The organism is Aeromonas sp. 75A, assembly GCF_051919425.1.
GTDB lineage: Bacteria > Pseudomonadota > Gammaproteobacteria > Enterobacterales > Aeromonadaceae > Aeromonas > Aeromonas veronii.
Genome location: NZ_JBQBES010000002.1, coordinates 3,621,696 through 3,645,950 on the forward strand (window position 1 = coordinate 3,621,696; position 24,255 = coordinate 3,645,950).

At 59.8% G+C, this 24,255-nt stretch carries 20 protein-coding genes; 11 read left to right on the forward strand and 9 right to left on the reverse strand.

What is annotated here, in order from left to right:
- Window positions 1-139 precede the first annotated feature (139 nt).
- Window positions 140-1,033: a DNA replication terminus site-binding protein gene (locus ACTG2T_RS16945; RefSeq protein WP_139741342.1), complete on the reverse strand. Its 894-nt coding sequence runs from the start codon at window positions 1,031-1,033 to the stop codon at window positions 140-142.
- 526 nt (window positions 1,034-1,559) lie between these two features.
- Between ACTG2T_RS16945 and ACTG2T_RS16950 the strand changes: the two genes are divergently transcribed.
- On the forward strand, window positions 1,560-1,769 hold the full coding sequence (locus ACTG2T_RS16950) for a DUF1127 domain-containing protein (RefSeq protein WP_005337823.1): 210 nt from the start codon (window positions 1,560-1,562) through the stop codon (window positions 1,767-1,769).
- 294 nt (window positions 1,770-2,063) lie between these two features.
- On the forward strand, window positions 2,064-3,089 hold the full coding sequence (gene astE / locus ACTG2T_RS16955) for a succinylglutamate desuccinylase (protein WP_158112368.1): 1,026 nt from the start codon (window positions 2,064-2,066) through the stop codon (window positions 3,087-3,089).
- Between the two features lie 160 nt (window positions 3,090-3,249).
- Here astE and ACTG2T_RS16960 read toward each other — a convergent pair whose 3' ends face one another.
- Both ACTG2T_RS16960 and gloB read right to left on the reverse strand, forming a co-directional pair.
- Window positions 3,250-4,803, reverse strand: a complete 1,554-nt coding sequence (locus tag ACTG2T_RS16960; protein ID WP_216953219.1) for a lytic transglycosylase — start codon at window positions 4,801-4,803, stop codon at window positions 3,250-3,252.
- A 70-nt stretch (window positions 4,804-4,873) separates the two neighbouring features.
- A complete protein-coding gene (gene gloB, locus ACTG2T_RS16965) occupies window positions 4,874-5,638 on the reverse strand; it encodes a hydroxyacylglutathione hydrolase (RefSeq protein ID WP_005337817.1) in 765 nt (254 codons plus the stop codon).
- A 72-nt stretch (window positions 5,639-5,710) separates the two neighbouring features.
- Here gloB and ACTG2T_RS16970 point away from each other — a divergent pair, with 72 nt between their 5' ends.
- Window positions 5,711-6,433 carry a methyltransferase domain-containing protein gene (locus ACTG2T_RS16970; protein ID WP_005361718.1) on the forward strand — a complete coding sequence of 241 codons (723 nt, stop codon included), beginning with the start codon at window positions 5,711-5,713 and terminating at the stop codon, window positions 6,431-6,433.
- Here the strand turns inward: ACTG2T_RS16970 and rnhA are convergent.
- Window positions 6,421-6,885, reverse strand: coding sequence for a ribonuclease HI (rnhA, locus tag ACTG2T_RS16975; RefSeq protein ID WP_005353268.1), 465 nt, complete (start codon window positions 6,883-6,885; stop codon window positions 6,421-6,423). The genes ACTG2T_RS16970 and rnhA overlap by 13 nt on opposite strands.
- 79 nt (window positions 6,886-6,964) lie before the next feature.
- Between rnhA and dnaQ the strand changes: the two genes are divergently transcribed.
- Window positions 6,965-7,699 carry a DNA polymerase III subunit epsilon gene (gene dnaQ, locus ACTG2T_RS16980; RefSeq protein ID WP_110302430.1) on the forward strand — a complete coding sequence of 245 codons (735 nt, stop codon included), beginning with the start codon at window positions 6,965-6,967 and terminating at the stop codon, window positions 7,697-7,699.
- Entirely contained in the window at window positions 7,696-8,961 is a 1,266-nt protein-coding gene (locus ACTG2T_RS16985) for a TIGR03503 family protein (protein WP_330124859.1), read from the forward strand. Before dnaQ ends, ACTG2T_RS16985 begins: the two co-directional genes overlap by 4 nt.
- A 93-nt stretch (window positions 8,962-9,054) precedes the next feature.
- Here the strand turns inward: ACTG2T_RS16985 and ACTG2T_RS16990 are convergent, their stop codons facing one another.
- Window positions 9,055-10,572, reverse strand: a complete 1,518-nt coding sequence (locus ACTG2T_RS16990) for an HD domain-containing phosphohydrolase (protein WP_005361714.1) — start codon at window positions 10,570-10,572, stop codon at window positions 9,055-9,057.
- A 324-nt stretch (window positions 10,573-10,896) separates the two neighbouring features.
- On the opposite strand from ACTG2T_RS16990, the gene ACTG2T_RS16995 reads away from it, so the two are divergent.
- From ACTG2T_RS16995 to ACTG2T_RS17020, 6 genes are all read left to right on the forward strand, one after another.
- Entirely contained in the window at window positions 10,897-11,700 is an 804-nt protein-coding gene (locus ACTG2T_RS16995) for a siderophore-interacting protein (RefSeq protein WP_330124817.1), read from the forward strand.
- Window positions 11,701-11,978: 278 nt separating this feature from the next.
- On the forward strand, window positions 11,979-13,946 hold the full coding sequence (locus ACTG2T_RS17000; RefSeq protein WP_330124860.1) for a TonB-dependent receptor domain-containing protein: 1,968 nt from the start codon (window positions 11,979-11,981) through the stop codon (window positions 13,944-13,946).
- Between the two features lie 125 nt (window positions 13,947-14,071).
- Entirely contained in the window at window positions 14,072-15,088 is a 1,017-nt protein-coding gene (locus tag ACTG2T_RS17005; protein WP_330124818.1) for a FecCD family ABC transporter permease, read from the forward strand.
- A 7-nt stretch (window positions 15,089-15,095) separates the two neighbouring features.
- On the forward strand, window positions 15,096-16,133 hold the full coding sequence (locus tag ACTG2T_RS17010) for a FecCD family ABC transporter permease (RefSeq protein WP_231719633.1): 1,038 nt from the start codon (window positions 15,096-15,098) through the stop codon (window positions 16,131-16,133).
- Complete coding sequence (locus ACTG2T_RS17015) at window positions 16,133-16,936, forward strand: ABC transporter ATP-binding protein (protein ID WP_330124819.1); 804 nt, start codon at window positions 16,133-16,135, stop codon at window positions 16,934-16,936. Before ACTG2T_RS17010 ends, ACTG2T_RS17015 begins: the two co-directional genes overlap by 1 nt.
- Before the next feature lie 83 nt (window positions 16,937-17,019).
- The gene (locus tag ACTG2T_RS17020) at window positions 17,020-17,937 is read left to right on the forward strand and encodes an iron-siderophore ABC transporter substrate-binding protein (RefSeq protein ID WP_330124861.1); all 918 of its coding nucleotides are present in this window, start codon (window positions 17,020-17,022) and stop codon (window positions 17,935-17,937) included.
- 119 nt (window positions 17,938-18,056) lie between these two features.
- On the opposite strand, the gene ACTG2T_RS17025 is transcribed toward ACTG2T_RS17020, so the two are convergent.
- From ACTG2T_RS17025 to ACTG2T_RS17040, 4 genes are all read right to left on the reverse strand, one after another.
- The gene (locus ACTG2T_RS17025; RefSeq protein ID WP_042018794.1) at window positions 18,057-18,410 is read right to left on the reverse strand and encodes a copper-binding protein; all 354 of its coding nucleotides are present in this window, start codon (window positions 18,408-18,410) and stop codon (window positions 18,057-18,059) included.
- Between the two features lie 44 nt (window positions 18,411-18,454).
- Entirely contained in the window at window positions 18,455-21,583 is a 3,129-nt protein-coding gene (locus ACTG2T_RS17030) for an efflux RND transporter permease subunit (RefSeq protein WP_330124820.1), read from the reverse strand.
- Complete coding sequence (locus ACTG2T_RS17035; protein WP_330124821.1) at window positions 21,580-23,088, reverse strand: efflux RND transporter periplasmic adaptor subunit; 1,509 nt, start codon at window positions 23,086-23,088, stop codon at window positions 21,580-21,582. Before ACTG2T_RS17035 ends, ACTG2T_RS17030 begins: the two co-directional genes overlap by 4 nt.
- A 297-nt stretch (window positions 23,089-23,385) precedes the next feature.
- Window positions 23,386-23,886, reverse strand: a complete 501-nt coding sequence (locus ACTG2T_RS17040) for a hypothetical protein (RefSeq protein WP_330124822.1) — start codon at window positions 23,884-23,886, stop codon at window positions 23,386-23,388.
- Window positions 23,887-24,255: the final 369 nt, after the last annotated feature.

The window sequence follows — 24,255 nt, forward strand, 5'->3', positions numbered from 1 at the left end:
CATACCGTCTATCGATACAGAAAAGGGGAGAACATCCAGAGATGTTCTCCCCTTTCTCGTTTGGGATGCAGATGCGGGATTCATCGTTTATTGCGGCAAGGCGGCGCAGTTATCCCTGAACCAACTATCCCTGATCCAGTCACCCCTGATAGAGATAGAGGTGCAGCCGCTCGATGATGGGTTCGCCGCCAATCTTGCGATCCCGCCGCGCCTGCCGGCTCTTGGGGGGATAGTTGCCCAGATGGGTGACTGCAGGCGGGGTATCGGAGCAGAGCAGCAGAGGCAGGCTCGCCTTGATCTGCTGCTTGCGCGGGGTGCGCTCCAGCCAGAGCAGGTTGATCATCGGGTGGGTCTTGACCGGGCGGCGGATCCGCAGCTCGGCATCGGCGGGCAGGCGGCGAATATCGTACACCTCCTGATCCACCATCTTGCTCCACTCCTCGTTGTTGGAGAGGGCCGGTATGTAGCGGCGGCTGCGCTCGAGCATCTCAAGCACCTGCTCGCGACTGAGACGATTGATGGTCTGCTTGTCGGCCCAGGTAAAGCCGAGGGATTGCAGCTCACCTGTCAACAGGGTCAGCTTGCGGTAGACCTGCAGCGTGATCACGCCGGGCAGGGCGGTATGTACCAGCTCGAACTTCTCGTCCCGTCCCCCCGCCTGCTGCACCAACGCCTTGAAATCAAGCTTGTGCTGGTTGATTTGGTCGATCAGCGGTTGCAGCAAGGGGGCAGCGGCGGCAGGAAAGCGCAACCAGCCGGGCAGCCGGTGAGTCGCCTTGGTGGAGCAGCCGGGGCGGGCGCTGTGATCCCGATAGGCGGCGAGGGTGGCCGCCAGCGCGGCTTCACCGTTGAGATAGCCCACCTCAATTTGCTCGATCGGGTCGTGTTCTTCCCCCTGTGCAACTGGGGGGAGGGGATAGACATGAGCCTCCTGCAGCTCGAGTTGGCCAAGCAGATCGGCCAGCTGGTTGAGAGAGGCTTCAATGGCGGCCATCTGTTGACGCAGGGCGGCGGTCGGGGTAAAGGTATCCATCGATGATCCTGTGGTCTGACCCGCTGTTGACGAGATCAGGTATGACATCAGCTGCGGGTAGCAAAACTACTGTATAAATAAACATACCAGCATGCGGCTGGAGTGCCAAGAGGCACTTTGGGGAGGGGGCAATGTGCGCCTCTGAATGGGGATGCGGTGCTGGTTTTATTTATGTTTCATTGTGTTAAATAAAGATCGTCACAAGATCATTAAATTAACAATTTCGTGTAACTCCGCTGTTGCCAGCTGTTCACACCTTGTCCATCCCTGCATATGTAAAGCAGTAAAATGCATATATAGATGGGTGCCATGCAGCACAATATGCTGTGCGACTCTGCTGGCCAACCGTTAAAATAATTATTTGTTTAAAATCAAAGCGTTAAAATTAAATCCTGCCGTTTTTAGACATTAGATTTACTAATGTAACGTATCAAAATTCGTCAATTGAGTCGGTCTGACTCCCTGACTAAGCTTTGCGCATCAAATAAAGCCCAGTGCGTAAACAAATATTCAGAGGAGCCACATCATGGCCAACATGACTTATACCGAAACCGGTTACCAGCATTCCAGCCAATTGAATCTGGTTGCTCGCGTTAAAATGACCGTTCTGACCTGGCTGGAGCGCAGCCGCAGCCGTCGCCAGCTCTCCGAGCTGCCCGAGTACCTGCTCAAAGACATCGGCCTGAACGAAGCTGACCGTTATCAAGAGACCACCAAGCCGTTCTGGCGTGGTTGATCTACCGGGCATGGATGCCTTGTTTTTCTGCTGAGTCGTTTGCTGTTCTGCCCCTGTGGAGACCAACTGCCAGGTCTGTTATTGTCTGTTTTATCTCCCCCCGTTTTCCCCCTGTTATTTGCTGATCCTTTTTCCTCTCCTCTTTATTCCACATCGCTACTGTCATTGCTGTCATCGTTAGATTGTTATCACACTTGTATCGTTAATGTTTGAATTTGTTTAAAAAAAGATTTTAAGCCACGATGCCTTGCGTATAATCCGGCCATAGTATTCCAGAGCGAGAGGGTGAGACGGATGATTCCCCAGCACGATTTTTTGGCCTTGACCCGCAGCCATGAGTGGCAGCTTGAGCCCTTTGAATTTGCCCTGCCCGATGGTGCGCGGGTCAGCGTCTGGGATACGGGCGTGCTCTGTCTGGAGCCTGCCCGTGGCGCGGGCGATCAGCCGGGAGGACGCAAGGATATCGTCCTCTCCTGCGGTATCCACGGCAACGAGACTGCCCCCATCGAGATCTGCAACCAGCTGCTGAGCCGTCTGCTCTCAGGCGAGCTGAGCGCCCGCCATCGGGTGCTGTTCCTGTTTGGCAATCCGGCGGCGATGAATCTGGGGCTGCGAGAAGTGGAGGAGAACATGAACCGGCTCTTCTCTGGCGCCCACAGCAAGGGGGAGGGGCTCTGCAATCGGGAGCGGATCCGTGCCATGCGCCTCGAGCAGTATGTTAGCCGCTTCTTTGCCGATCCGGCTCGTCCCCGTTACCACTACGATCTGCACACCGCCATTCGCGGTTCGCGCCACGAGAAGTTTGCCGTCTACCCCTTTCCCCACGAGCGGCCCCACTGCCGCGAGCAGGTGCAGTTCCTCGGCGCCTGCGGGGTGCGCACCATTCTGCTCTCCGCCAGCCCGACCACGACCTTCAGCTACTACAGCTCCCGCCAGCATGGGGCCCATGCCTTTACGGTGGAGCTGGGCAAGGTACGGCCATTTGGTGAGAACGATATGACCCGCTTTATCGAAACCCGGCAGGCACTGCAGGAGCTGGTCACTCAGGATGAAGTGGCACTGGAGCCGTGGCGGGCGGACGATTTCACCCTGTTTGCCATCGATCGGGTGATCACCAAAAAATCGGAGCAGTTTCGCTTTCTATTCGCCAGCGATGTCGACAACTTCACCGAATTTCCGCAAGGGTTCGTGTTGGCCGAGGATGGTGAGCTGCGCTACACGGTCGAGAAGCCGCGTGAGGCGGTGGTCTTCCCCAATGCCAACGTGGCGATCGGTCAGCGCACCGTGCTGATGGTGGTGCCGACAAGGCTCTGGGAATAGCGGTGATAGTTTTGCCTGCAGAGCGGTGATGCATCCGCAGGTGGCGCCAAGCCATTGTTTTAGTCGGCGGCTCAGACACAGCAGCGGTTAGCCGCAGTAATAAAAAACGGGGCCAGTCAGATGACTAGCCCCGTTTTTTATCGGGTTCAAGCGGTGAGGCTTAGGTGTTGTTCTTCACAAACAGAGTCAGCTCCTGACCGGGCTTGAGGTAATCCCCTTTATCCAGCTGGTTCCAGCGCATCACATCGTTGATGGCCACCTGGAAGCGAGCCGCGATGGAGGAGATGGAGTCGCCACGACGAACCTGATACACCATCGATTTGTCGCTCTTCTTCCCTTGCTTGGGATAGACCACCAGCTTCATGCCTGGCTTGAGCGCCGACTTGGCATTCAGACCATTCCACTTGGCGAGCTCTTCGTGGGAGACACCGTGCGCCTGGCTGATGCTCCACAGGTTGTCACCCGAGCGCACCTTGTAACTGACCTTGGCCTTCTGGCTGCTGCCACGGCTTGCCAGCTGCTGCGGTTTGCTGGCGGAGCTGGCCTTGCTGCTGACCTGACCATGGGTCGGGATCACCAGTTGTTGACCGCGACGCAGGTTGTTGCTGCGCAGATTGTTGGCCAGTTTCAGCTCGCTCACGCTGACGCCGTGATTCTGGGCGATGCGCGACAGAGTATCGCCACTGGTGACCTGATAGGAGCGGGTACGAATACGCTCGCTCTTGGGCAGATCAGCTAGTGCCAGCTCCAGGGTATCGGCATACTCCACCGGTACCAGCAGGCGGTAAGGGCCACGGGGCGACATCACGCCACGGCTCAGGGCTGGATTGACCTCCTTGAGCTGTGACGTGCGCAGACCTGCCAGTTGGGCGGCCACATTCAGATCGATCTGGCTGCCAGTCTCAACCACACGCAGCTTCGGCTCGTTGGCGAGCACCGGCAACTGGATATTGTACTTGTCCGCATTGCTGATCATGTCAGCCATGGCGAGGATCTTGGGCACATACATCCGGGTTTCGCGCGGCAGATCGAGCGACCAGTAGTCGGTCGGCTTGCCTGCGCGCTGGTTACGCTGTATGGCGTTGCGCACCCGTCCTTCCCCGGCATTGTAGGCGGCTAGCGTTTGCAGCCAGTCACCGTCAAAGAAGCGGTTCAGGTACTCCAGATAGTCGAGCGCCGCATTGGTGGAGGCCAGCACATCGCGCCGTCCGTCATACCAGTTGTCGTGGCGCAGACCGAAGTTTCTGCCTGTCGCTGGCACAAACTGCCAGAGTCCGACGGCATTGCTGCGGGATCGGGCATGGGGATCAAACATGCTTTCGATCATCGGGACAGTAATAAGCTCCATTGGCAGCTCACGCCGTTCAATCTCCTCTACCATCAGATAGAGGTAGGGTTCAGCCCGGCTGGCAATGGTCGCCAGATGCTTATCATTGCGCAACAGCCACTCACGTTGCTGGCGGATGCGCGGGTTGTCCGGAGTTTCCAGTTGCATATCATCGCTGATACGCACCCACAGATTGTCCGTCTCTTCCATTTCATCCAGTTGTTCATCGCCAAACAGGAAATGGGAAGAGTGTTTTTTATGCGCTTTTTTCTTGACCTGGGGGGACTTGATCGGCTCGATTGCCGTTAGCGCCCGGTCATCCTGATGGCTCAGGTTTTGGCAGCCGCTGAGCAACAGCGCTGCCAATAAGGCCGTTCGTACCTTCATCTCGTTCCGGTCATTTTTGGGAAAAACAGCCCGCATCATAAGGGGCAATGGCCCCCTGATCAAGGTTTGTTCAAAAAACGTCCTTCCACTGACGCAGGATGGTGAAGGTATCTACCGGATTTTCCACGCATTTTAGCCCATGCTTTTCAGCAGAAAATTTCACTGAATCCTGTTCGCAGCGCAGAAAAATGTTGAAAGTGCGTTCGTCACCCAGCCGGGTTGGCAGGCTTGGCAGCCCTTGTTGCCGCAGTTTGCTGATCAGCCCGATCTGGCGGCGGATCGCCGGGTTATCCGGCTCGACCGCATAGGCAAAACGCAGGTTGGAGAGGGTGTACTCGTGGGCACAATAAATGAGTGTCTCATCGGGCAGGGCGGCGAGTCGTTGCAGCGAGTGGTACATCTGCTCCGGCGTCCCTTCAAACAGGCGGCCACAACCGGCCGAGAAGAGGGTATCGCCACAAAAGAGCATGCCGTTGCCGTGGTAGGCGATGTGGCCGCGAGTGTGCCCGGGCACATGGATCACCTCGAGGGCGAGGCCGTGCCAGTTGATCTGATCGCCATCTTCCAGCCACTGACCGTGGTGATCCGGCATGGGGTCAAGTTTGGGGCCATAGAGCCGGGCGTGGGGGAAGTGGGCAAGCAGGTCGGTGACGCCCCCGACATGGTCGTGATGGTGATGGGTCAGCAGGATGGCATCGAGCACCAGTCCTAATGCCTCAAGCCGCTCCAGCACGGGTGCGGCATCGCCCGGATCGACCACCAGACAGTGATTTTCGTGGCGGATCAACCAGATGTAGTTGTCATTAAAGGCTGGAACTGTGATCACTGGATACATGAGTCTGCTTCTCTTTAGGGAGGGTATCTTATATAACAGGATGGCGTTCGAAACCCCGAGTTGAGCCCTATTATGCAGGTGGCACGTACCGAACAACAAATCGAGATCCCGACCAGCTGGTCTGCATTGCCTATGGGGGACTGGGTGGCGGCCGAGATCCAGGATCGGCTCGACAACTGGTGCCCCAATCTGTTTGGGTATCATCTGCTGAAAATTGGCGCCCTGAGCGCTGAACTCTCCTGCAAACGCTCCTCCATTCGTCACCAGATCGGGGTCGCCCCCGGCGGGCGGCTGCTCGACATGTATGGCGACCCCCTCGATCTGCCGGTACGGACCGGCAGCGTCGATGCCTGCCTGCTGGCTCACTGCCTCGATTTCTCTGCCGATCCTCATCAGGTGTTGCGCGAAGCCGAAAGGGTGCTGACCGACGATGGCTGGCTGATCATCAGTGGTTATAACCCCATGAGTCTGGTCGGGATCGGTCACTGTGTGCCGTTCTTGCGGCGCAGAATGCCCTGGTCGGCACGGATGTTCACCCCGGGGCGGGTGACGGACTGGTTGCATCTGTTAGGATGCGAGGTGATGTTCGACGAGCGCTTTGGTTACTCGTTTATGGGGAAACAGAGCTGGCACAGCTGGTGGCGGGAGAGTATCGGACGGGATTATTGCAGGGCGTTTGCATCGGTATACGTGATTGCGGCCCGTAAACGGCGCTTTCCACTGATCCCGGTGCGGCGGCGCTGGCAACTGCCAAAGTCCCTCGCCACACCGGGAATGGCCCGTCAGGGCTGGTAGCCGGTATCCTCGGCCAGATCCTTGCCGCAGGCGGCCTCTCTGGCCAGCTCGTCGCACCGTTCGTTCTCCGGGTGGCCGGAGTGACCCTTCACCCAGAGCCACTCAATCTGGTGGCGACCCACTTCCGCATCCAGCTCCTTCCAGAGATCGACGTTTTTGACCGGCTGACGGTTGGCTGTCATCCACCCCTTCTTCTTCCAGCCGATGATCCACTGGGTGATCCCCTGGCGGACATACTGGCTGTCGGTGGTGAGGCGCACCTTGCAGGGCTCGTTGAGGGTGCGCAGCCCCATGATGGCGGCCATCAGCTCCATTCGGTTATTGGTGGTCAACTTGAATCCGGCGGAAATCTCTTTGCGGTGCTTGCCGTAGACCATCACGGCCCCGTAACCACCCGGGCCCGGATTGCCGAGGCAGGAGCCGTCGGTATAGACATCAATCTGTTTTAACATGAGCAATCAATCTGTTTTAACATGAGGCTTGGGGTAAACTAGCGAGTAAGTAAAGCCGAAGTTTGACATAGATTGGATCATGAACACACCCCAACTGAATCGCCAGATCATTCTGGATACTGAAACCACAGGTATGAATACGGCGGGCGGCCCTGTCTATCTGGGGCACCGCATTATCGAAATCGGCTGTGTGGAGGTGATCAACCGCAAGCTGACTGGTAACCACTATCACGTCTATATCAAGCCTGATCGTCTGGTTGACCCGGAAGCGATCCAGGTGCACGGTATCACAGACGAGTTTCTGCGTGACAAACCGTCGTTCAGCCAGATTGCCGACGAATTCCTCGAGTTCATCCGTGGCGCCGAACTGATCGCTCACAACGCGCCGTTTGACGTGAGCTTCATGGACTACGAGTTCAGCAAGCTCGGACTCAACTTCAAGACGGCGGATATCTGCACCATCACAGATACCCTGGCGATGGCGCGGGATCTCTTCCCCGGCAAGCGCAACAACCTGGATGTGCTCTGCGATCGTTACGGTATCGACAACTCCCACCGTACCCTGCACGGGGCTCTGCTCGATGCGGAGATCCTGGCGGACGTCTACCTGCTGATGACCGGCGGCCAGACCAAACTCAATCTGGCCACCGAGAGCAACGAAAACGAAAACAATCAGGACACCAGCATTCGCCGGTTAGAGAACAACCGACCCGCCCTCAAGGTGGTGCGTGCCAGCACCGAGGTTCAGGCCCTGCACGAGGCGAGACTGGATCTGGTACAGAAGAAGGGAGGAAGTTGTCTGTGGCGGCAATGAGCAAGTGGTGTGCCGGTCTGCTGCTGTTGCTCTCGCTGGGGGCAACGGCGACCGAAGTGTTTGCTCCCTCCGACATCCCGCTGCTGGATAACCGCTTTCGCATCGATTATGGGGTTAAGGAGATAACCTTCATTATCAAGCGCAAGCCGGGCACCCCGTCCGTGATCCTGGTTCGCCCCGATGGCAGCAAGCTTTACGTGGGCAAGGTCAAACCCGCAGATGTGGGTTGGCTGGCGCTGCCGGAGCATGATCTCATTACCCTGCGCAATCCCATGCCGGGCCCCTGGCAGGCGATTGGCGAGGTGGATCCCGACAACCGGGTGCGCATTCTCTCCGATATCCGGCTCGATATCGCCGCCCTGCCGATGCAGCTCTATCAGGGGGAGGTGGTCAAGCTCAAGGCGTGGTTGCTGATCAATGGTAAGCCGCCGAAAGATAAATACTATCTCTCTGATCTTGGCATGACCGTCAAGCTGCAATCGTTCAGCGATGCCGATAAGAAAGAGGTCGTGCTGGATCAAGTACTTGGCCACTATCGCGATGATGGCAAGGGGCTAGATGAGGTGCCAGGCGATGGCATCATGACGGCGGAAGTGACGCTGCAGGATATTCCCGGTGGCAAGTACCGCGCAATGTTCAGCACGGGCAATCAGGTGTTTGTCCGTGCCCGTTATCAGGATGTGCTGCTTTACCCCTATCCGTTCAGCTATAACTTGTCGCCGCCTTCGGATGAGCTGGGTGCCAAGCTCTCACTGCTAATCGACCGTGATGAGCTGGATCCCGCTTCCGTGGTGGTCAAGGGGAGTGTGACCAGCAATGTGGGCGGCCTCTACGAGTTCAGCGAGACCGCCAGCGACCCCAAGCTTGATATCGATCTCTCCATCATCAAGGAGGTCGGTCAGCATGAGGTGAAAGCAACCCTCTATGGTACCACTCGCCTCGGCCGTGAGCTGAAAATCGAGTTGCCGGTGAAAACCTTCAATGTATTCCCGCCACCGCCGCCTCCTGTAGAGGTGGTGTCGGCCGCCGCACCGGCCTCCAGTGCCGAGGCGACCCATGGAGCTCCGGCAGAGGAGGAAATGGGCTGGCTGATCTGGGCATTGGCGGGTGGTGGTGTGCTGCTGGCGGTATTGGGTGGGGTCGGGTTTGTGGTGATACAAAAACGGCGTGCCCTGAAGCGTGCTCTGGTCGCTGCGCAGGCCGAGAATCAGCAAGCCGGACAACCTGCTGCCAAGCTGGATCTCAATCTGCCAGAGCAGTAACCCTCGTACTGAAGTGGCGTGATGTCAGAGATAAAAAACCGCCCTGATAAGCAGGGCGGTTTTTTTTAGTTCATAAACAGAACAAGCTGGCTATCAGTGTTCGCCGATATAGACATCCTTGTTCTGCTCGCGGATCTCGAGGAACTTGTCCAGATTGGCCATCATCAGCTCGACCAGCTGGGGGTCGAAATGCTGCCCCTTCTCCTCTTCAATCAGGGCCAGCACCTTGTCCAGCGGCCACGCCTTCTTGTAGCAGCGATCCGAACCCAGAGCATCGAACACGTCAGCCAGCGCCACAATCCGCCCCTCCAGCGGAATATCGGCCCCCTTCAGACCACGGGGATAGCCACTGCCATTCCATTTCTCATGGTGATTGCCAGCGATGGTGGCACCAATCTGAAACAGCGCCAGATCGCTGCCGGAGAGCATATCCTGCCCGAGCTGGGCGTGGGTTTTCATGATCTCCCACTCCTCCGGTGTCAGCTTGCCCGGCTTGTGCAAGATGGCATCGGGAATTCCCACCTTGCCAATGTCATGGAGCGGCGAGGCACGTTTCACCAGCTCGCTCTGCTCTTCGCTCATGCCCATCAGGTGGCAGAACTGTTCGGTATAGAGCGCGACCCGCTTGACGTGCAGCCCTGACTCTTTTGAACGGGTTTCGACCAGTTCGCCGATGCGATAGATGATCTCCCGCTGGTTGTCGGCGATCACCTCATTGAGCCGGATATTCTCCAGCGCCACTATGATGTTTTCGGTAAACAGGGTCAGCAGACTGGTATCGATCTGGCTGAGCTGGCGGGTGGTCTCGATGTGGAACAGCAGGTGGTGGCGCGGATTCTGGCAGTAGAGCACCATCTGAGTGGCGTTATAGACATTGCTGCGCTTGCTCATAGCCTGGCGCAGGATCTCCGGCGCGTCCGTGAGGAGCATGGCGGGATGGCCGGGGAGCAGGGGCTCCAATACTTGATCCTTCACCTCATAGGCGTATTGCTTGACGTCGTATATCTGGGTTTCCCCCAGATGGAGCAAGGCGCTGAGCTGCTCCTGGGCGCCTTCGACAAACTGGCGCAAGGCCCTTTTCTCAAAGATCCCCTTGGAGGCTTCGATGACTTTTTCCAGCCCCTGGCGGTTACTCTCCAGGGTGCGAATATCCCGATATGAGCGCAGGCTGGCCCGTAGCAGGGTGCGCAGCTTCTGGGAGGTGAGCTCGGTTTTATCCTTGTAGTCGTTGATGTCGTAGTTGGTGACCACGTCATCTTCCGGCGCCTGGCCGGGTTGGCCGGTACGCAACACGATGCGTACCATCTTGTTTTGCAGATCTTCACGGACGTATTTGACGACATCAAGGCCGGCGTGGTCGACCTCCATCACCACGTCCAGCAGCAACAGAGCAACGTCCGGGGTGGTGGCCAGCAACTCCTTGGCCTGCGCCGCGGAATAGGCATGCAGAAAATCGATGGGGCGATTGTCAAACTCGAATTTATTCAAGGTGATTTTGGTGATGCGATGCACTTCAGGCTCATCGTCAACAATCATCACCTTCCAGCCCGCTTGCTGTGCGTCGGGGAGGGAGAGATCGTCATCATCAATAATCAGGATCTGGTCATCCATCATACAATCCTGTTTGGCATCCTGTGCTTACATTAACTGCTTCACTAAGGATAGGAAACTTATTGGGAAATAAAATTTGATCTCGAAAAACTATGGTCGAAATAAGCAAATGGAACCCTTTGTAACTGTGGCGTTGTCCGGCTGCTTTCTTTGCCCAATCATGGAGCTAGCGTGCATAAAGCCTATGTCTGGATTGGGGTGTGGACGCGAGTGGTTGGGGATGTTTGAATCCAGCTTGTAGCTATTAGACGAGAAACAATCTTATTTGATAGTAATTCCTATTTGCGTGTAGCATGGGCGACACACTCAACGAGGAGCCCCATCGTGTCCCCATCTCTGCCTCCCAATCGCCCCCGTCTGCTGGCTGTCAAAGCCATTACCCAGATCACCCCCCATTTGCGTCGCATCACCTTTGGTGGCAGCGAGTTGGCTGACTATCCCTTTACTTGCGGTGGAGCCCATATCAAGGTGATGCTGGCCCAGCCCCATCAGGTAGAGCCGGTGCTGCCTGCCATGACCTCGAGCGGCCCGCGCTGGAGTGACCCGGCGGACAAGCCGGTGATCCGCACCTACACCATCCGCGCGTTTCGCCGTGATGAGCAGGAAATTGATATCGACTTCGTGCTGCACGGTGAAGGCGGGCCCGCCAGCGCCTTTGCTACCCATGCCAAGCCGGGAGAGAAGGTGATCCTCTCCGGGCCGGGTGGCCCCAACCCCATGCTGCAACCGGCCGATCACTACTGCCTGGTGGGGGATCTCACCGCCTTGCCCGCCATCATGGCGATGTGTGAGGTGATGCCTGCCGGGGCCAGAGGGGAAATTGCGATTCTGGTGCCGGATCAGGCCGATGCTCAGCCGTTGACGCTGCCGGTCGGGTTGCGCTGTCACTGGTTTGTCGGCGAGCCCGAGTCCAGTGGCCTGCTGGAGCATGTGATTGCTCTGCCGCTGGTGCGCGATGGTGGCTTCTTCTGGCTGGGTGGGGAGGAGGCGCTGGTGCTGCCGCTGCGCCGCCATTTTCGTTCCGTGCTTGAGGTGGATCGCCAGTCGCTCTACGCCGTGCCGTACTGGCGTCGGGGCAAGAGTGAAGAGGCCTATCACCAGACCCGTCATGATGTGATGGATAATTAAGCGGATGCGAAAGAATACCTGATTCACTCTTGCAAATAAAAATGATTTGCATTTAGTATTGCGCCGTCCCGATGTCAGTCGGTACGGCGCTTTTGTTATTGATGGCTGCGAGTGGCATAGCACAACGCAGGGCCTGCCGTGATGCACTGATGTTCGGGGTGATGGGGCATGGACGACTGTTCATGCCAATGAACTCCATCACTTTGCACCGGGTCTGGCGAGGTCAGACAGGGATGTCGGTGGTGTTGGCCTTGGTTGTTTTATGTGGAGTGTTGATGATGCGTACATCATCCCGACGATTTGCAGTGCATCCGCTGGTGTTGTCCCTTTTTGCCCTGCCAGTTCTGGCCCAAGGGACTGCGCCTGTCGCCGCTCATGAAACTATGGTGGTGACGGCGAGTAAAACCCGGCACAGCGAGCTGACCGCCCCGGCCAGCGTCTCTGTGGTGACTCGGGCCGAGCTCGACAAGCTCAATGTCAATGATCTGACCGGCGCTCTGAAACAGTTGCCGGGGGTCAATATCAGCCCTGCAACCAGCTACGGCCGCAGCGAGATCAAGTTGCGCGGGCTGGAGGGAGATTACACCCTGTTGCTGGTCAATGGCCGGCGAATCAGCTCCCGCGATGCTCTTACCTCCGGTTATGGCAATGATTTCGATCTCTCCGCCATCCCCATTGCGGCCATCGAGCGTATCGAAGTGATCCGTGGCCCAATCTCCTCCCTCTACGGTGCCGATGCGCTGGGTGGGGTGGTCAATGTCATCTTGCGCCAACCCGGGGAGAAGACCGAAGCGGCGGCCACCTATACCTTCAGCGATCCCACCGATGGTCACGGCGGGACTATCAACAAGGCGAGCGCCTATGTGGGCGGGGCGCTGATCGACAACAAGCTGCTGGCCAACCTGGTGGTAGAAGGGAATCACCGGGATGTCTGGCAGAGCGAGCAGAGCATCAACCCCAAGGCCGATGCCATCGAGCAGCGTGAAAAGCTGGGGATCCTCTCCAACGTCAAATGGTTGATCGATGATCGTCAGGATCTGGATGTAGGGATGAACTACGCCAAAGACGATCGGGAGGCCCACTGGAACAACTACGGCCAGACGCCGCGCAATATCCAGCAGATGGAGCGACTGGGGCTCAATGCCACTCACGTCGGCCGTTGGGATCAGTTCGACAGCCGGGTCGGCTATGCCTTCGAGCAGGTTGACCTGTTTGACGACTCCGAACTGATGACGGCGCTGAGCAAGACCAGCGGCGATGTGAGCCAGACCAACCACACCTTCGATGGCCAGCTGAGCGGTAATCTGGGCAGCCACCTGCTGACCAGCGGTGCCGAGTACCGCATCACCGAACTCAAGCATAACGTCAACCTCAAGGGGGGCGATGTCAGCGTCAACCAGAGCGCGCTCTATCTGCAGGATGAGTTTGGCTTTGGCGATCTGGCGTTGACCCTGAGTGGCCGGGTCGATCACCACGAGACCTATGGCACCGAGTTCAGCCCCCGTGGTTATGCCCTCTACAGCCTGACGGACAACTGGGTGGTCAAGGGCGGCATTGGCAAGGCGTTCAAGGCGCCGACTATTGCCCAGTCCAACCCGGATTATGCGGTAGCCGCCTGTCGCGGTCGCTGCGCCGTAGTGGGCAACCCGGATCTGAAACCGGAAACCGCCGTCAGCTACGAGCTGGGCACCGCCTATGATGGTTCGTTCTGGGGCGCCGGGGTTACCGCCTTCCACAACGATATCAAGGACAAGATCCAGAGCGAGGCATGGACCGCCACCTGGCGTCCGGCGGTGATGACCTATCAGAACGTCAGCAAGGCCCGCATCAAGGGGGTGGAGCTGAGTGGTTGGTTTGATATTACCGATGCCCTGACCCTCTCCAGCAACGTCACCCTGATCGACGCGGAGGACAAGACCAGCGGCAAGGATCTCTATCGGACGCCGGAGCATACCGCCAACGCCAAGCTGGAGTGGCAGGTCATCGAGAGCCTGAGTACCCAGCTCGGCTGGAACTACACCGGTAGCCAGATCCTTCCGGTTCCGCGCATGAGCGGCACCACCTATGAGACCACCGCCGGATTCCACACCCTGGATATCGGGGCAGTCTGGAACGCCACTCGGGCACTGGATCTGAAGTTCGGGCTCAACAACCTGACCAATACCAAGCGTGACTGGGTTGCCACCGAGGCCGATCAGATCCTCGACGGGCGCACTGTCTATGCCGGTGTGGCCTACAAGATGTAGTGGCTGAGCGGGAGCCCGCACTGGCGGGCTTCCGTTGTTGCCACGGTATCACCTCGGGTGAAGGCTTTTATTTCAACCACATGTATGTCAACAACATGCGCATTGCCACCATAAGGAGTTAAAGGGTGTTTAGAGACCAGACCTCGCTGTTTTGGCTGGGATTTTTCCTCCTGTTCGTACTGCTTTCTCTCTCGCTCGCCACCGGTGCGGGCGTCTATGGTGCCCGCGAGGTGCTTGGCTACCTGATGGGTGACGCGCCTTGGGCGAGTGACGAGAAGCTCGCCATGGTGCTCAAAACCTTGCGACTGCCGCGCACCCTCTGTGCCATGGTGGTCGGCGCCTCTTTATCTCTGGCTGCCTCCTTGTTGCAGAGCGCGACCCGCAACCCGCTGGCGGAGCCCGGCCTGCTCGGCGTCAACGCCGGGGCCGTCTTTGCGCTGGTGGTGGGGCTCACCTGGTTCGGGGTGGAGTCCGCCTACGGCTATCTGCTCTGGGCCGGCCTCGGCGCGCTGCTCGGCAACGTGATTGTGCTGGGGCTAGGCATGATGATTGGCCGCTCCAATCCGCTGAAGCTTATTCTGGTCGGGGTGGCGCTCTCCGCCACCTTCGGCGGTCTCTCCAGCTTTCTGCTGCTCTCCAACAAGATGGTGCTGGAGCAGTACCGCTTCTGGAACCTCGGCTCCCTGTCGGCGGCCAATCTCGATGCCATCATCGCCGTGCTGCCCTTCGTGCTGGCGGCGTTTGTCATCACCCTGCTGCTCTGTCGCCAGCTGACCCTGATGCAGATGGGGGACAGTCAGGCCCAAGCGCTCGGGATCCGCCCAAACCGGGTGCGAATTGGCGTGCTGGTGGCCGCTACCCTGTTTACCGCGAGTGCCATCGCCATCGCCGGCCCCATCGGCTTTGTCGGCTTTCTGGCCGCCTACTGTGGCCGACTGGTAGAGCCGGTGAAGCTGTCGGTGCAGGTCTGTTTCTCCGCCCTGTTCGGCATGCTGTTTCTGCTGTTGGCCGATATTCTGGCGCGCTGGCTGATCCAGCCGTTCGAGCTGCCCAACGGGGTCATTCTGGCCCTGATTGGCGCGCCTGTACTGATCGCCATCGTTCACCGCGGGGGCTTTCGTACCCTGCTGACCGTCAAGTGAGGGGCTGATGCGTACACCTACCGATATGCTCTGCCTGCGGGCCGGCAACCGCTCTTTGCTGATCCATCTGCCGAGCTGGCGCTGGCTGGCTCTGCTGGCCGTGGTGCTGCTGGCGCTGGCTCTGCTGGCCCTGAGCGTTGGCGGCGGCAAGCTCGGTTTTGCCGGGGTGGTCAACACCCTGCTGGGGGAGGGGACGCGGCTTGAGCAGCTCACTCTGTTCAAGATCCGGTTGCCGCGCATCCTTGGGGTGGTGGTGGCGGGAGCGGCCATGGGGCTCTCGGGCTGTCTGGTGCAGACGCTGGTTCGCAACCGGCTGGCCACACCCGACATGGTGGGGGTCAACAACGGGGCCTCTCTGGCCATCATCGTCTTCTCCCTCTACCTGACGGTTGGCAGCTGGCCCTGGTGGGCTGCCCCCATCGGCGCTATCTTCGCGGCGCTGGTGCTCTATGCCCTCTGCCGCAAACCGGGTGAGCAGGGCTATCTGTTCGTGGTGATCGGCATCGGCCTCTCCGAGCTGTTCGAGGCGCTCGGCCAGTTTGTGATGTCCACCCAGGCTTTGCTGCACCTGAGCTCCCTCTATCTGTGGAATATGGGCAGCTTTATCGCCGTGGGGTACAGCACCATCACCCCCATCGCCATCCTGTTGCTGCTGCTCTGCCCCTGGATCGTCTATCTCTCCCGTGCGCTGGCGGTGCTGCGCTTTGGTCCCGAGATGGCCAGAGGGCTTGGCGTCAACGGCGATCGGGTGCAACTGGGCATTCTGGCCCAAGCCATTCTGGTGGCGGCGCTCGGCACCGCCATCGGCGGTCCCGTGGTCTTTATCGCCATGGCGGCCCCCATTCTTGCCTCCTGGCTGGTGAAAGACCGGGTGGTGCCGCTCTGGCTGGCGGCACTCAGCGGCGCCCTGTTGCTGCTCGCCAGCGATACCCTGGTTCGGGTGCTGGCCAGTCCCCACGAGGTGGCGACCGGCATCATGACCCGCATTCTCGGTGGCCTGTTGCTGCTGTTTCTTCTCGTTAACGATCGCCAGAGGGCTGACTGATGACGCTCACCGTAAATCGCCTCCACTTCGCCTATCAGCAGACTCCCATCCTGCGGGACATCTCCTTCAGCGTGCCGAGAGGCAAGCTGGTGGGGATCGTCGGCCCCAACGGCTGCGGCAAATCGACCCTGCTCAAGCTGTTATCCGGCCAGATGAAAGCCCAACGCGGCGAGATCCTGCTCAAAGGCAAGCCGCTTGCCAGCTACCCCATGAAGGGGCTGGCGCGGGAGCTCGCCTATCTGCCCCAGCGGCCGACCCTGCCTGCCGGCATTCTGGTGGAGCAGTTGGTGCAGTATGGCCGCCACCCTCATCAGGGCTGGTTCAATCAGTGGGGTGAGGAAGATGCCCGCATGGTGCGTATTGCCTGCGAGCGGATGCAGCTTGAAAGCATCTGGCAGCAGAGCGCAGCGTCCCTCTCCGGCGGGCAGGCACAGCGGGCGTGGCTGGCGATGATCCTGGCGCAGGATAGCGACATGGTGTTGCTCGATGAGCCCACCAGTGCCCTCGATATCGGTCACCAGACCGAGGTGATGGAGGCAATCCATCGCATCACCGCTGAGGGCAAAACCGTGCTGCTGGTGATCCACGATCTGGCGATGGCGGCCCGCTACTGTGACGAGCTGATCGCCATCGGCAATGGCGAGATTGCCGCCATGGGCTCGGCCCGGGAGGTGGTAACCAAGTCCCTGATCGACCGGCTCTACCAGACCAGTGTCGACATTCTGCATGCCCCCGGCGACGGGGCGCCCATTATCGTGCCCCGTCGTCACGAACATGGCCGTTCCCTGCGTTCGGTGAGTTGAGTCATATGGGCCTGCTCTGTTGGCCCACCGAGTGTATTCACGCGGCCGATTATCCGTGCCGTGCAACGAGAAGGAGTGAGATGATGAAGCGTTTTGCCGCCCTGGCAGCAGCCATCCTGATGCTGGCCGCGCCGCTGGTTCAGGCGCAGGAGATGCGTGAAGTGACCGATGCGTTTGGCCAGAAGGTGCAGGTGCCAGTCCAGCCAACGCGGGTGGTGGTGCTGAGCGAGCTTGAACTCGATAGCACCCTGACTCTGGGGCTGACCCCCATCGGCGCCGTCAATGGCCGTGGTCAGCCTACCTTGCCCCGCTACTTGCTGAACAAGGCGGATATGGGTATCCAGGTGATCGGCGATCTCGACAGCCCCAATCTGGAGTCGCTGATTGCGCTGGAGCCCGACCTTATCCTGACCGGCCAGACCCGTCCCGAGCTGCTGACCTTGCTGGGAGAGATCGCGCCGACCGTGGTGACCAGCAAGTGGGGTGAGCCGTGGCAGGATAGCTTCCGCCGCACCGCTCACACCCTTAACCGCGACCAGCAAGGGGATACTTTCTTGCTGCAGTATGCCGAGCGGTTGACTCAGGCCCGCAGCAAGCTGGCCAAGTATCAGGGGGAGAGCATCAGCATAGTGCGCTGGAACCCCAAGGGGCCGAGCTTTATGTATCAGGGCACCTTTGCCAGCAGCGTAGTGGAGTCGATGGGGCTGGTACGCCCAAGCAAGCAGCAGGGTACTGGCGCACCCCACTCACCGGCGCTGAGTCTGGAGTCCCTCAACCTGCTGGATGCTGACTGGCTGGTGGTCGGTACCCTGAGCGCTACCGGTGATGCGGTGGATGCCATGCGTCAGGCGGAGCAGACCCCGGCGTTCCAGCAGTTGCCGGTGATCAAGGCCAAGCGCTTTGGCGCCGTGGACGGGTCGCTCTGGACCTCCAGCGGTGGCCCGCAGGCGGCCCTCAAGGTGATCGAGGATGTGGAGCAGTTGCTGGCAACCCGCAGCTGAGTGCTATCGCGCGCCAGAGGTTGACCACACGAACAGGTTGATCAAAAGAAGAGGGAGGCTGATGCCTCCCTCTTGCGTTGTCGCTATCTGTCGTGACCTCTTCGGCGAGCCAGAGCGGTTTATTGCGGCTTGATGGCTGTCACGGTGAGCTTGCCGCCTTGGCTTTCGGCATGAAAGTGGATGGCATCCCCCACCTTGAGCCCTTTGAGCTGGGCCGGTTCGGCCACTCGAAACACCATGGTCATGGGGGGCATCTTGAGGTTGTCGATCGCCTCATGCTTGATGCCGACCTTGCCGCTCTCCTCATCGAGGCGGGTAATGACCCCCTTGGTCATCACCATTGCGGCCTGTTCGCTCATCTCACCCATCTGACTCATATCGTGCCCTTCATGGTGCATCATCTCTTCGGCTTGCAGGCTGGTGTGGGTGGCAAGGCCAAGCAGCAATGTCAGGGTCAGTGTCTTGTAGTTCATGATGGTTTCCTTATCGTTCAGTCAATATGGATCGTGAAATCGGGTTATTCGGATTGCGGGTTCGCGCCCTTGCCAAGGCTGCGACTGCGCCACAGGTAATAGGCCGCTGGCAGCACCAAGAGGGTCAGCACCAGCGCGCTCACCATGCCGCCGATCATGGGGGCGGCGATGCGCTGCATCACCTCGGAGCCGGTGCCGTGGCTCCACATGATGGGCAACAGGCCAGCGATGATGGTCACCACCGTCATCATCTTGGGGCGCAGGCGCAGGGCGGCGCCGTGGATCACCGCCCGGTGCAGGCCCGTCTGGTCCGGTTTGCCGCTGGCAATGAGGTCATCCCAGGCGTGGTTGAGGTAGACCAGCATCAGGACGCCGGTCTCCACCGCTACCCCGGCCAGAGCGATAAAGCCCACTCCGACCGCCACCGAGAGGTTGAAATCGAGCAGCCAGAGGGTCCAGATCCCGCCTACCACTGCCAGCGGCAAGGTAGTGAGAATGAGCAGCACCTCCTGGAAGCGGCGAAACGCCAGATAGAGCAGCAGCACGATAATGGCGACCGTGAGCGGTACCACGTAGGCGAGGCGCGCCTTGGCCCGCTCCATGTACTCGTATTGGCCGGACCAGGTGAGGGCGTAGCCCGCCGGCAGCACCAGCTGCTTGCCCACTTCGGCCTTGGCCTCATCGACGAAGGAGCCGATATCGCGACCGCGAATATCGACGTAGACCCAACCGTTGAGGCGCGCGTTTTCACTGCGCAGCATGGGGGCCTCATCGCTGATGTAAACCCGGGCCACGTCCGCCAGCGCGATGCGCGCCCCGCTCGGGGTCACCAGCGGCAGCAGCTCGAGGCTGGCTACCGAGTCGCGATAGCTCTGGGGGTAGCGCAGGTTGATGGGGTAGCGCTCGCGCCCCTCGATGGTCTGGCCCACCTCCATGCCGCCCACTGCGGTGGCGAGCACCGCCTGCACATCGGCAATGTTGAGGCCGTAACGGGCCGCTTTGAGCCGGTCGATGTCCACCTTGACGTAACGCCCACCCGCCACCCGCTCGGCGTAGACCGATGAGGCGCCCTCCACCTTGCCGACGATTTGCTCAAGCTGTTGGCCGAGCTGCTGGATCACCTTGAGATCCGGCCCCGCTATCTTGATGCCGACCGGGGTCTTGATACCGGTGGCCAGCATGTCGATGCGGGTCTTGATGGGGGGCACCCAGGCGTTGGTGAGGCCGGGGAAGCGGATAAGGGAGTCGAGCTCCTCTTTGAGCTTCTCCGGGGTCATGCCGGGGCGCCACTGATCGCGGGGCTTGAGCTGGATGCTGGTCTCCATCATCACCAGATCGGCGGGGTCGGTGGCGGTTTCGGCGCGCCCCGCCTTGCCGAACACGTTCTGCACCTCGGGCACGGTGCGAATGAGCTTGTCGGTCTGCTGCAAGATCTCCCGCGCCTTGCCCACCGAGATATTGGCTGCGGTGGTAGGCATATACATGATGTCCCCCTCATCGAGCGGCGGAATGAACTCGGAGCCCAGGTACTTGAGCGGCCAGAAGCCCGCCACCGTCACCACGGCGGCGACAGCCAGAGTGGTTTTCGGACGGGCCAGCACGGCTTTGAGCAGCGGCACATATGCCTGGCTTAAGCCACGGTTCAGCGGGTTGGCCTGCTCCGCCAGCACCTTGCCACGGATGAAGTAACCCATGATCACCGGCACCAGCGTGATGGCGAGCGCGGCAGCCGCCGCCATGGCATAGGTCTTGGTGTAGGCGAGGGGATGGAACATCCGCCCCTCCTGCGCCTCCAGCGCAAATACCGGCAGGAAGCTGATGGTGATGATGAGCAGGGAGAAGAAGATGGCAGGCCCCACTTCGATGCTCGCCTCTGTGATGATGCGCCAGCGGTTCTTGTCGGTGAGCGCCTCCCGCTCCATGTGTTTGTGGACGTTCTCGATCATCACGATGGCGCCATCCACCATGGCGCCGATGGCGATGGCGATGCCCCCCAGCGACATGATGTTGGCGTTGATCCCCTGCAGATGCATCACGATAAAGGCCACCAGAATAGCGATGGGCAGGGTGATGACCACCACCAGCGACGAGCGCAGGTGGAACAGGAAGGCGAGGCAGACCAGCACCACCACGGCAAACTCCTCCAGCAGCTTGCCGGAGAGGTTGTCGATAGCGCGCTGGATAAGGTCGGATCGGTCGTAGACGGTGACCACTTCCACCCCCTCTGGCAGGCTGCTTTTCAGCTCCGCCAGCCGCGCCTTGACCCCATCAATGGTGTGCTGGGCATTCTCGCCGTAGCGCATGACGATGATGCCGCCCACCACTTCCCCTTCGCCGTTGAGCTCGGCAATGCCGCGCCGCATCTGGGGACCGGTGACAACATCTGCCACATCCCCCAGCAGCAGCGGGGCGCCGCGTACCGTGGTGCCGAGCGGGATCTGCTTCAGGTCCCCGACGCTTTTCAGATAGCCATTGGAGCGCACCATATACTCCGCTTCCGCCATCTCTATGACGGAGGCGCCGGTCTCCTGATTGCCCTGTTTGATGGCGGTCTCGATAAGGGAGAGCGGGATGCCGTAGGCGCGCAGCTTGTCCGGATCGACCCGCACCTGATACTGGCGCACCATGCCACCGACTGTAGCGACCTCGGAGACCCCCTCCACCGTCTGTAGCTCGTACTTGAGGAACCAGTTCTGCAGGGAGGTGAGCTGGCTGAGGTCGTGCTTGCCGGTTCTGTCCACTAGCGCGTACTGGTAGACCCAACCCACCCCGGTGGCATCGGGGCCGAGCTGGGGGCGGGCGGAGGTGGGCAGATTGGGGGCCACCTGGCTCAAATACTCCAGTACCCGGGCGCGGGCCCAGTAGAGGTCGGTGTTGTCGTCAAACAGCACATAGACGAAGGAGTCGCCGAAGAAGGAGTAGCCGCGTACCGTGGTCGCCCCCGGCACCGCCAGCATGGCGGTAGTAAGCGGGTAGGTGACCTGATCCTCCACCACCTGGGGCGCCTGCCCCGGGTAGGTGGTCTTGATGATCACCTGCACGTCGGAGAGATCCGGCAGTGCATCCACCGGGGTTTGCTTCACTGACCAGAGTCCCCAGGCGGTGAGCATGAGGGTCAATAACAGCACCAGAAAGCGGTTGCCGATTGACCAGCGAATAATCGAGGGGATCATGGCTTGGCTCCCATATTGTGCTGGCTATGGCCCATCCCTTCCATCTCATCTTTTGCCTGCTCAAGAGCATGGCCGCTGGTCGGGGCCTTCTCCTGATGGATGGTGGTGATGCGGTACTCCTCCCCCTCCTGCATTACCTGCAGGTGCAGGGTCTGCCCCTCGACCAGCTTGCTGATATCGACCCCGTCGGCGACGGTGAACTCCATCTCCATGGCGGGCCACTGCCACTCGGGGATGGGCTGGTGGGAGACCATCAGGGTTCGGTTGGCCTGATCGATGCTTTCAACCTCGCCCTGGGTCCACACCTGAGCGGGGCGCACCGCCGTCATGCGCTGGAAGTCCGAATCGATGGCCGACTCGGAGTCGAGCAGGAACTGGGCCGAGCTGACGATGTTATCCCCAGCCTCTACCCCTGCCTTGATGGCAACCTTGTCGCCAAACTGGGGGCCGAGAGTGACGGCGACCGACTTGAAGTTGCCATCCCCCAACGCCAGCACCAGCCGATCCTGACTGCCGGTGCGGATTACCGCTTCGCTCGGCACCACCAATTGCGGCTCTCCCTGCCCGGTGCGAATGCTCACCTTGGCAAACATATTGGGTTTCAAAAACTCGTCCGGGTTGTCAAAGCGCAGCCGCACCTTGAGGGTGCGAGTAGCGGCATCGAGGGTCGGATAGAGGTAATCCACCTTACCTTGCCAGCTGCGGCCGGGGGCATAGTCGAGGGTCATGGTGACCGGATCCCCCACTTTCAGCTGGGCGGCCTGGCGCTCGAACACCTCGGCACTGACCCACACCTGCTTGAGGGTGCTGATGTTAAAGAGCGCCGCAGCGGGCTCAACATACTGGCCCTCGCGCACCTTGAGCTCGGAGACATAACCGCTGCTGGGGGCGTAAATGCTGATGGTTTCGCGCACCTGACGGGTGCGCTTGAGGACTGAGATTTGATCTGCCGGTACCTGCAGGGACTTGAGCTTGCCCTCGGCGGCGCGCAGCAGCAGGGGGTTGGCGGTGTTGAGAGCGAGCAGGTATTCGTGCTGGGCGTTGACCAGATCCGGTGCGTAGAGCTCGTAAATAAGGCTCCCCTTGCTCACCTGCTGCCCTTCACTCTTGATGGCGAGGGTGCGGATCCAGCCCGCCATGCGGGCGTTGATCGCCTCCAGCTGATCCTCGTCATACCCGACATAGCCCACCGTCTCGATCTGCTGGTGGATAGGCAGTCGCTCGACCTTAGCCAGTCGCACCCCCAGGTTCTGCTGGATCTCGGGGCTGATGGTGACTGTGCCCGGCGAGCCGTTTTTTTGTTCCTCATAGACGGGGATAAAGTCCATCCCCATGTTGTCCTTGGCAGGGGCATCGCGCTTGTCGCGGGGATCCATGGGGTTGACCCAGTAAAGGGGCGTCTTCTCTTTGACACTTGCGCCATCGGAGGTCTGTTTGGCGGCCCAGTAGCCGCCACCAGCTCCAAGGGCAAGTAGCAGGGCCGACATCAGGACGGTCTTGTTCATGACTGGCCTCCGGCGCGGATCTGCATGCAGAAAGTGCAGGAGGGTAATGCGCCCGCAAAGGCAGCAACCTTGGACGGTGAAAAGTGGGCTGGTGACATAATACGTCTTCTCTTTTGCAGGCCGCCGGTCGGGTGAGGTGCAAGGCATCACCAAAGGGGCTGGCGGCAAACGGGGCGCAGCTGTATCAGTGCGCACGGCTCCCTGTGAGCGGACCGGTTTGGCCGGGGCACAGGGTCAAGGCAAGGCGGCAGGAAACGGGCAAGTTAAAGCTTGCCTGTGCCGCAAGAGAAGGACTTTCTAGTGGCGTAACACCGACAGCATCAGATGTCGGCGCGGCCAGGAGGGAGGGTGAGTGCCGCGCGATCGCAGGAAGGGATCTCGCAACCAGTTGTCTAGCAGCGAACTGGCGAGGGGACTGCCTGACAGCAAGGGAAAGATCAGCACGGTGACCAGTACCCCAAGCAGAGCCATCGCGCCGAAGGAGAGAGCGTTGACGCCGGTCTGCATCTGGCACTCATCGCCCATGGCTGACCCCTTGTCTCCCTGATGGCAGGAGAGGGGCATGACATCGCCCGGGTGATCCATAGCGGGCATTGTATGAGAGATATCGCCATCCACCATCGCCATGGATGAATCGAACATCACCATCGACTGGGCGCTGTTTGGGGTCGGCTCGGAGGAGAGGGGAGAACCATGCCAGCTGATGCAGAGGGTCAGATTGCAGACGAGCAGCAGCGCCAGCAATAGCCGGGCCAGAGCAACAGAGGGCAATCTTGCAGCAAGCTGGGTGAGTGACAATCCGGGCATCCTTCGGGAGCAGATGGCGGGACTGTAAACCTTGCCACGAGGTGAAGGTCAATGGCGCCGGTGATGTCATAGAGGTGCTGTGTTGGGGGGAGGATATTTAAGCAATGCTTAACCATTGCGTATGCCCAACCCTAATGAAGCATGCCCCTCATCCCGTTAGGATGCCCCCTGTCAGTTACCACGATGGCGTGATGGTTCACTCTTTTGCTCCGGCATAAATGATTGCGGCAGGAGTGCTTGCCGACCTCATCCATCCCGTGACGCCATGAGCGAGCAGTATAAAGCCGCAGGTCTCCCGGATGCTGACAATCAAAGAGTCAAACCGTGTTTTTGAGCAGCACACCTTGCCGGGTGCTCACC

Coding starts and splice junctions, on each gene's coding strand:
- ACTG2T_RS16945 (WP_139741342.1), bottom strand. CDS start 1,033: ATGGATACCTTTACCCCGACCGCCGCCCTGCGTCAACAGATGGCCGCC.
- ACTG2T_RS16950 (WP_005337823.1), top strand. CDS start 1,560: ATGGCCAACATGACTTATACCGAAACCGGTTACCAGCATTCCAGCCAA.
- astE (WP_158112368.1), top strand. CDS start 2,064: ATGATTCCCCAGCACGATTTTTTGGCCTTGACCCGCAGCCATGAGTGG.
- ACTG2T_RS16960 (WP_216953219.1), bottom strand. CDS start 4,803: ATGAAGGTACGAACGGCCTTATTGGCAGCGCTGTTGCTCAGCGGCTGC.
- gloB (WP_005337817.1), bottom strand. CDS start 5,638: ATGTATCCAGTGATCACAGTTCCAGCCTTTAATGACAACTACATCTGG.
- ACTG2T_RS16970 (WP_005361718.1), top strand. CDS start 5,711: ATGCAGGTGGCACGTACCGAACAACAAATCGAGATCCCGACCAGCTGG.
- rnhA (WP_005353268.1), bottom strand. CDS start 6,885: ATGTTAAAACAGATTGATGTCTATACCGACGGCTCCTGCCTCGGCAAT.
- dnaQ (WP_110302430.1), top strand. CDS start 6,965: ATGAACACACCCCAACTGAATCGCCAGATCATTCTGGATACTGAAACC.
- ACTG2T_RS16985 (WP_330124859.1), top strand. CDS start 7,696: ATGAGCAAGTGGTGTGCCGGTCTGCTGCTGTTGCTCTCGCTGGGGGCA.
- ACTG2T_RS16990 (WP_005361714.1), bottom strand. CDS start 10,572: ATGGATGACCAGATCCTGATTATTGATGATGACGATCTCTCCCTCCCC.
- ACTG2T_RS17000 (WP_330124860.1), top strand. CDS start 11,979: ATGCGTACATCATCCCGACGATTTGCAGTGCATCCGCTGGTGTTGTCC.
- ACTG2T_RS17010 (WP_231719633.1), top strand. CDS start 15,096: ATGCGTACACCTACCGATATGCTCTGCCTGCGGGCCGGCAACCGCTCT.
- ACTG2T_RS17015 (WP_330124819.1), top strand. CDS start 16,133: ATGACGCTCACCGTAAATCGCCTCCACTTCGCCTATCAGCAGACTCCC.
- ACTG2T_RS17020 (WP_330124861.1), top strand. CDS start 17,020: ATGAAGCGTTTTGCCGCCCTGGCAGCAGCCATCCTGATGCTGGCCGCG.
- ACTG2T_RS17025 (WP_042018794.1), bottom strand. CDS start 18,410: ATGAACTACAAGACACTGACCCTGACATTGCTGCTTGGCCTTGCCACC.
- ACTG2T_RS17030 (WP_330124820.1), bottom strand. CDS start 21,583: ATGATCCCCTCGATTATTCGCTGGTCAATCGGCAACCGCTTTCTGGTG.
- ACTG2T_RS17035 (WP_330124821.1), bottom strand. CDS start 23,088: ATGAACAAGACCGTCCTGATGTCGGCCCTGCTACTTGCCCTTGGAGCT.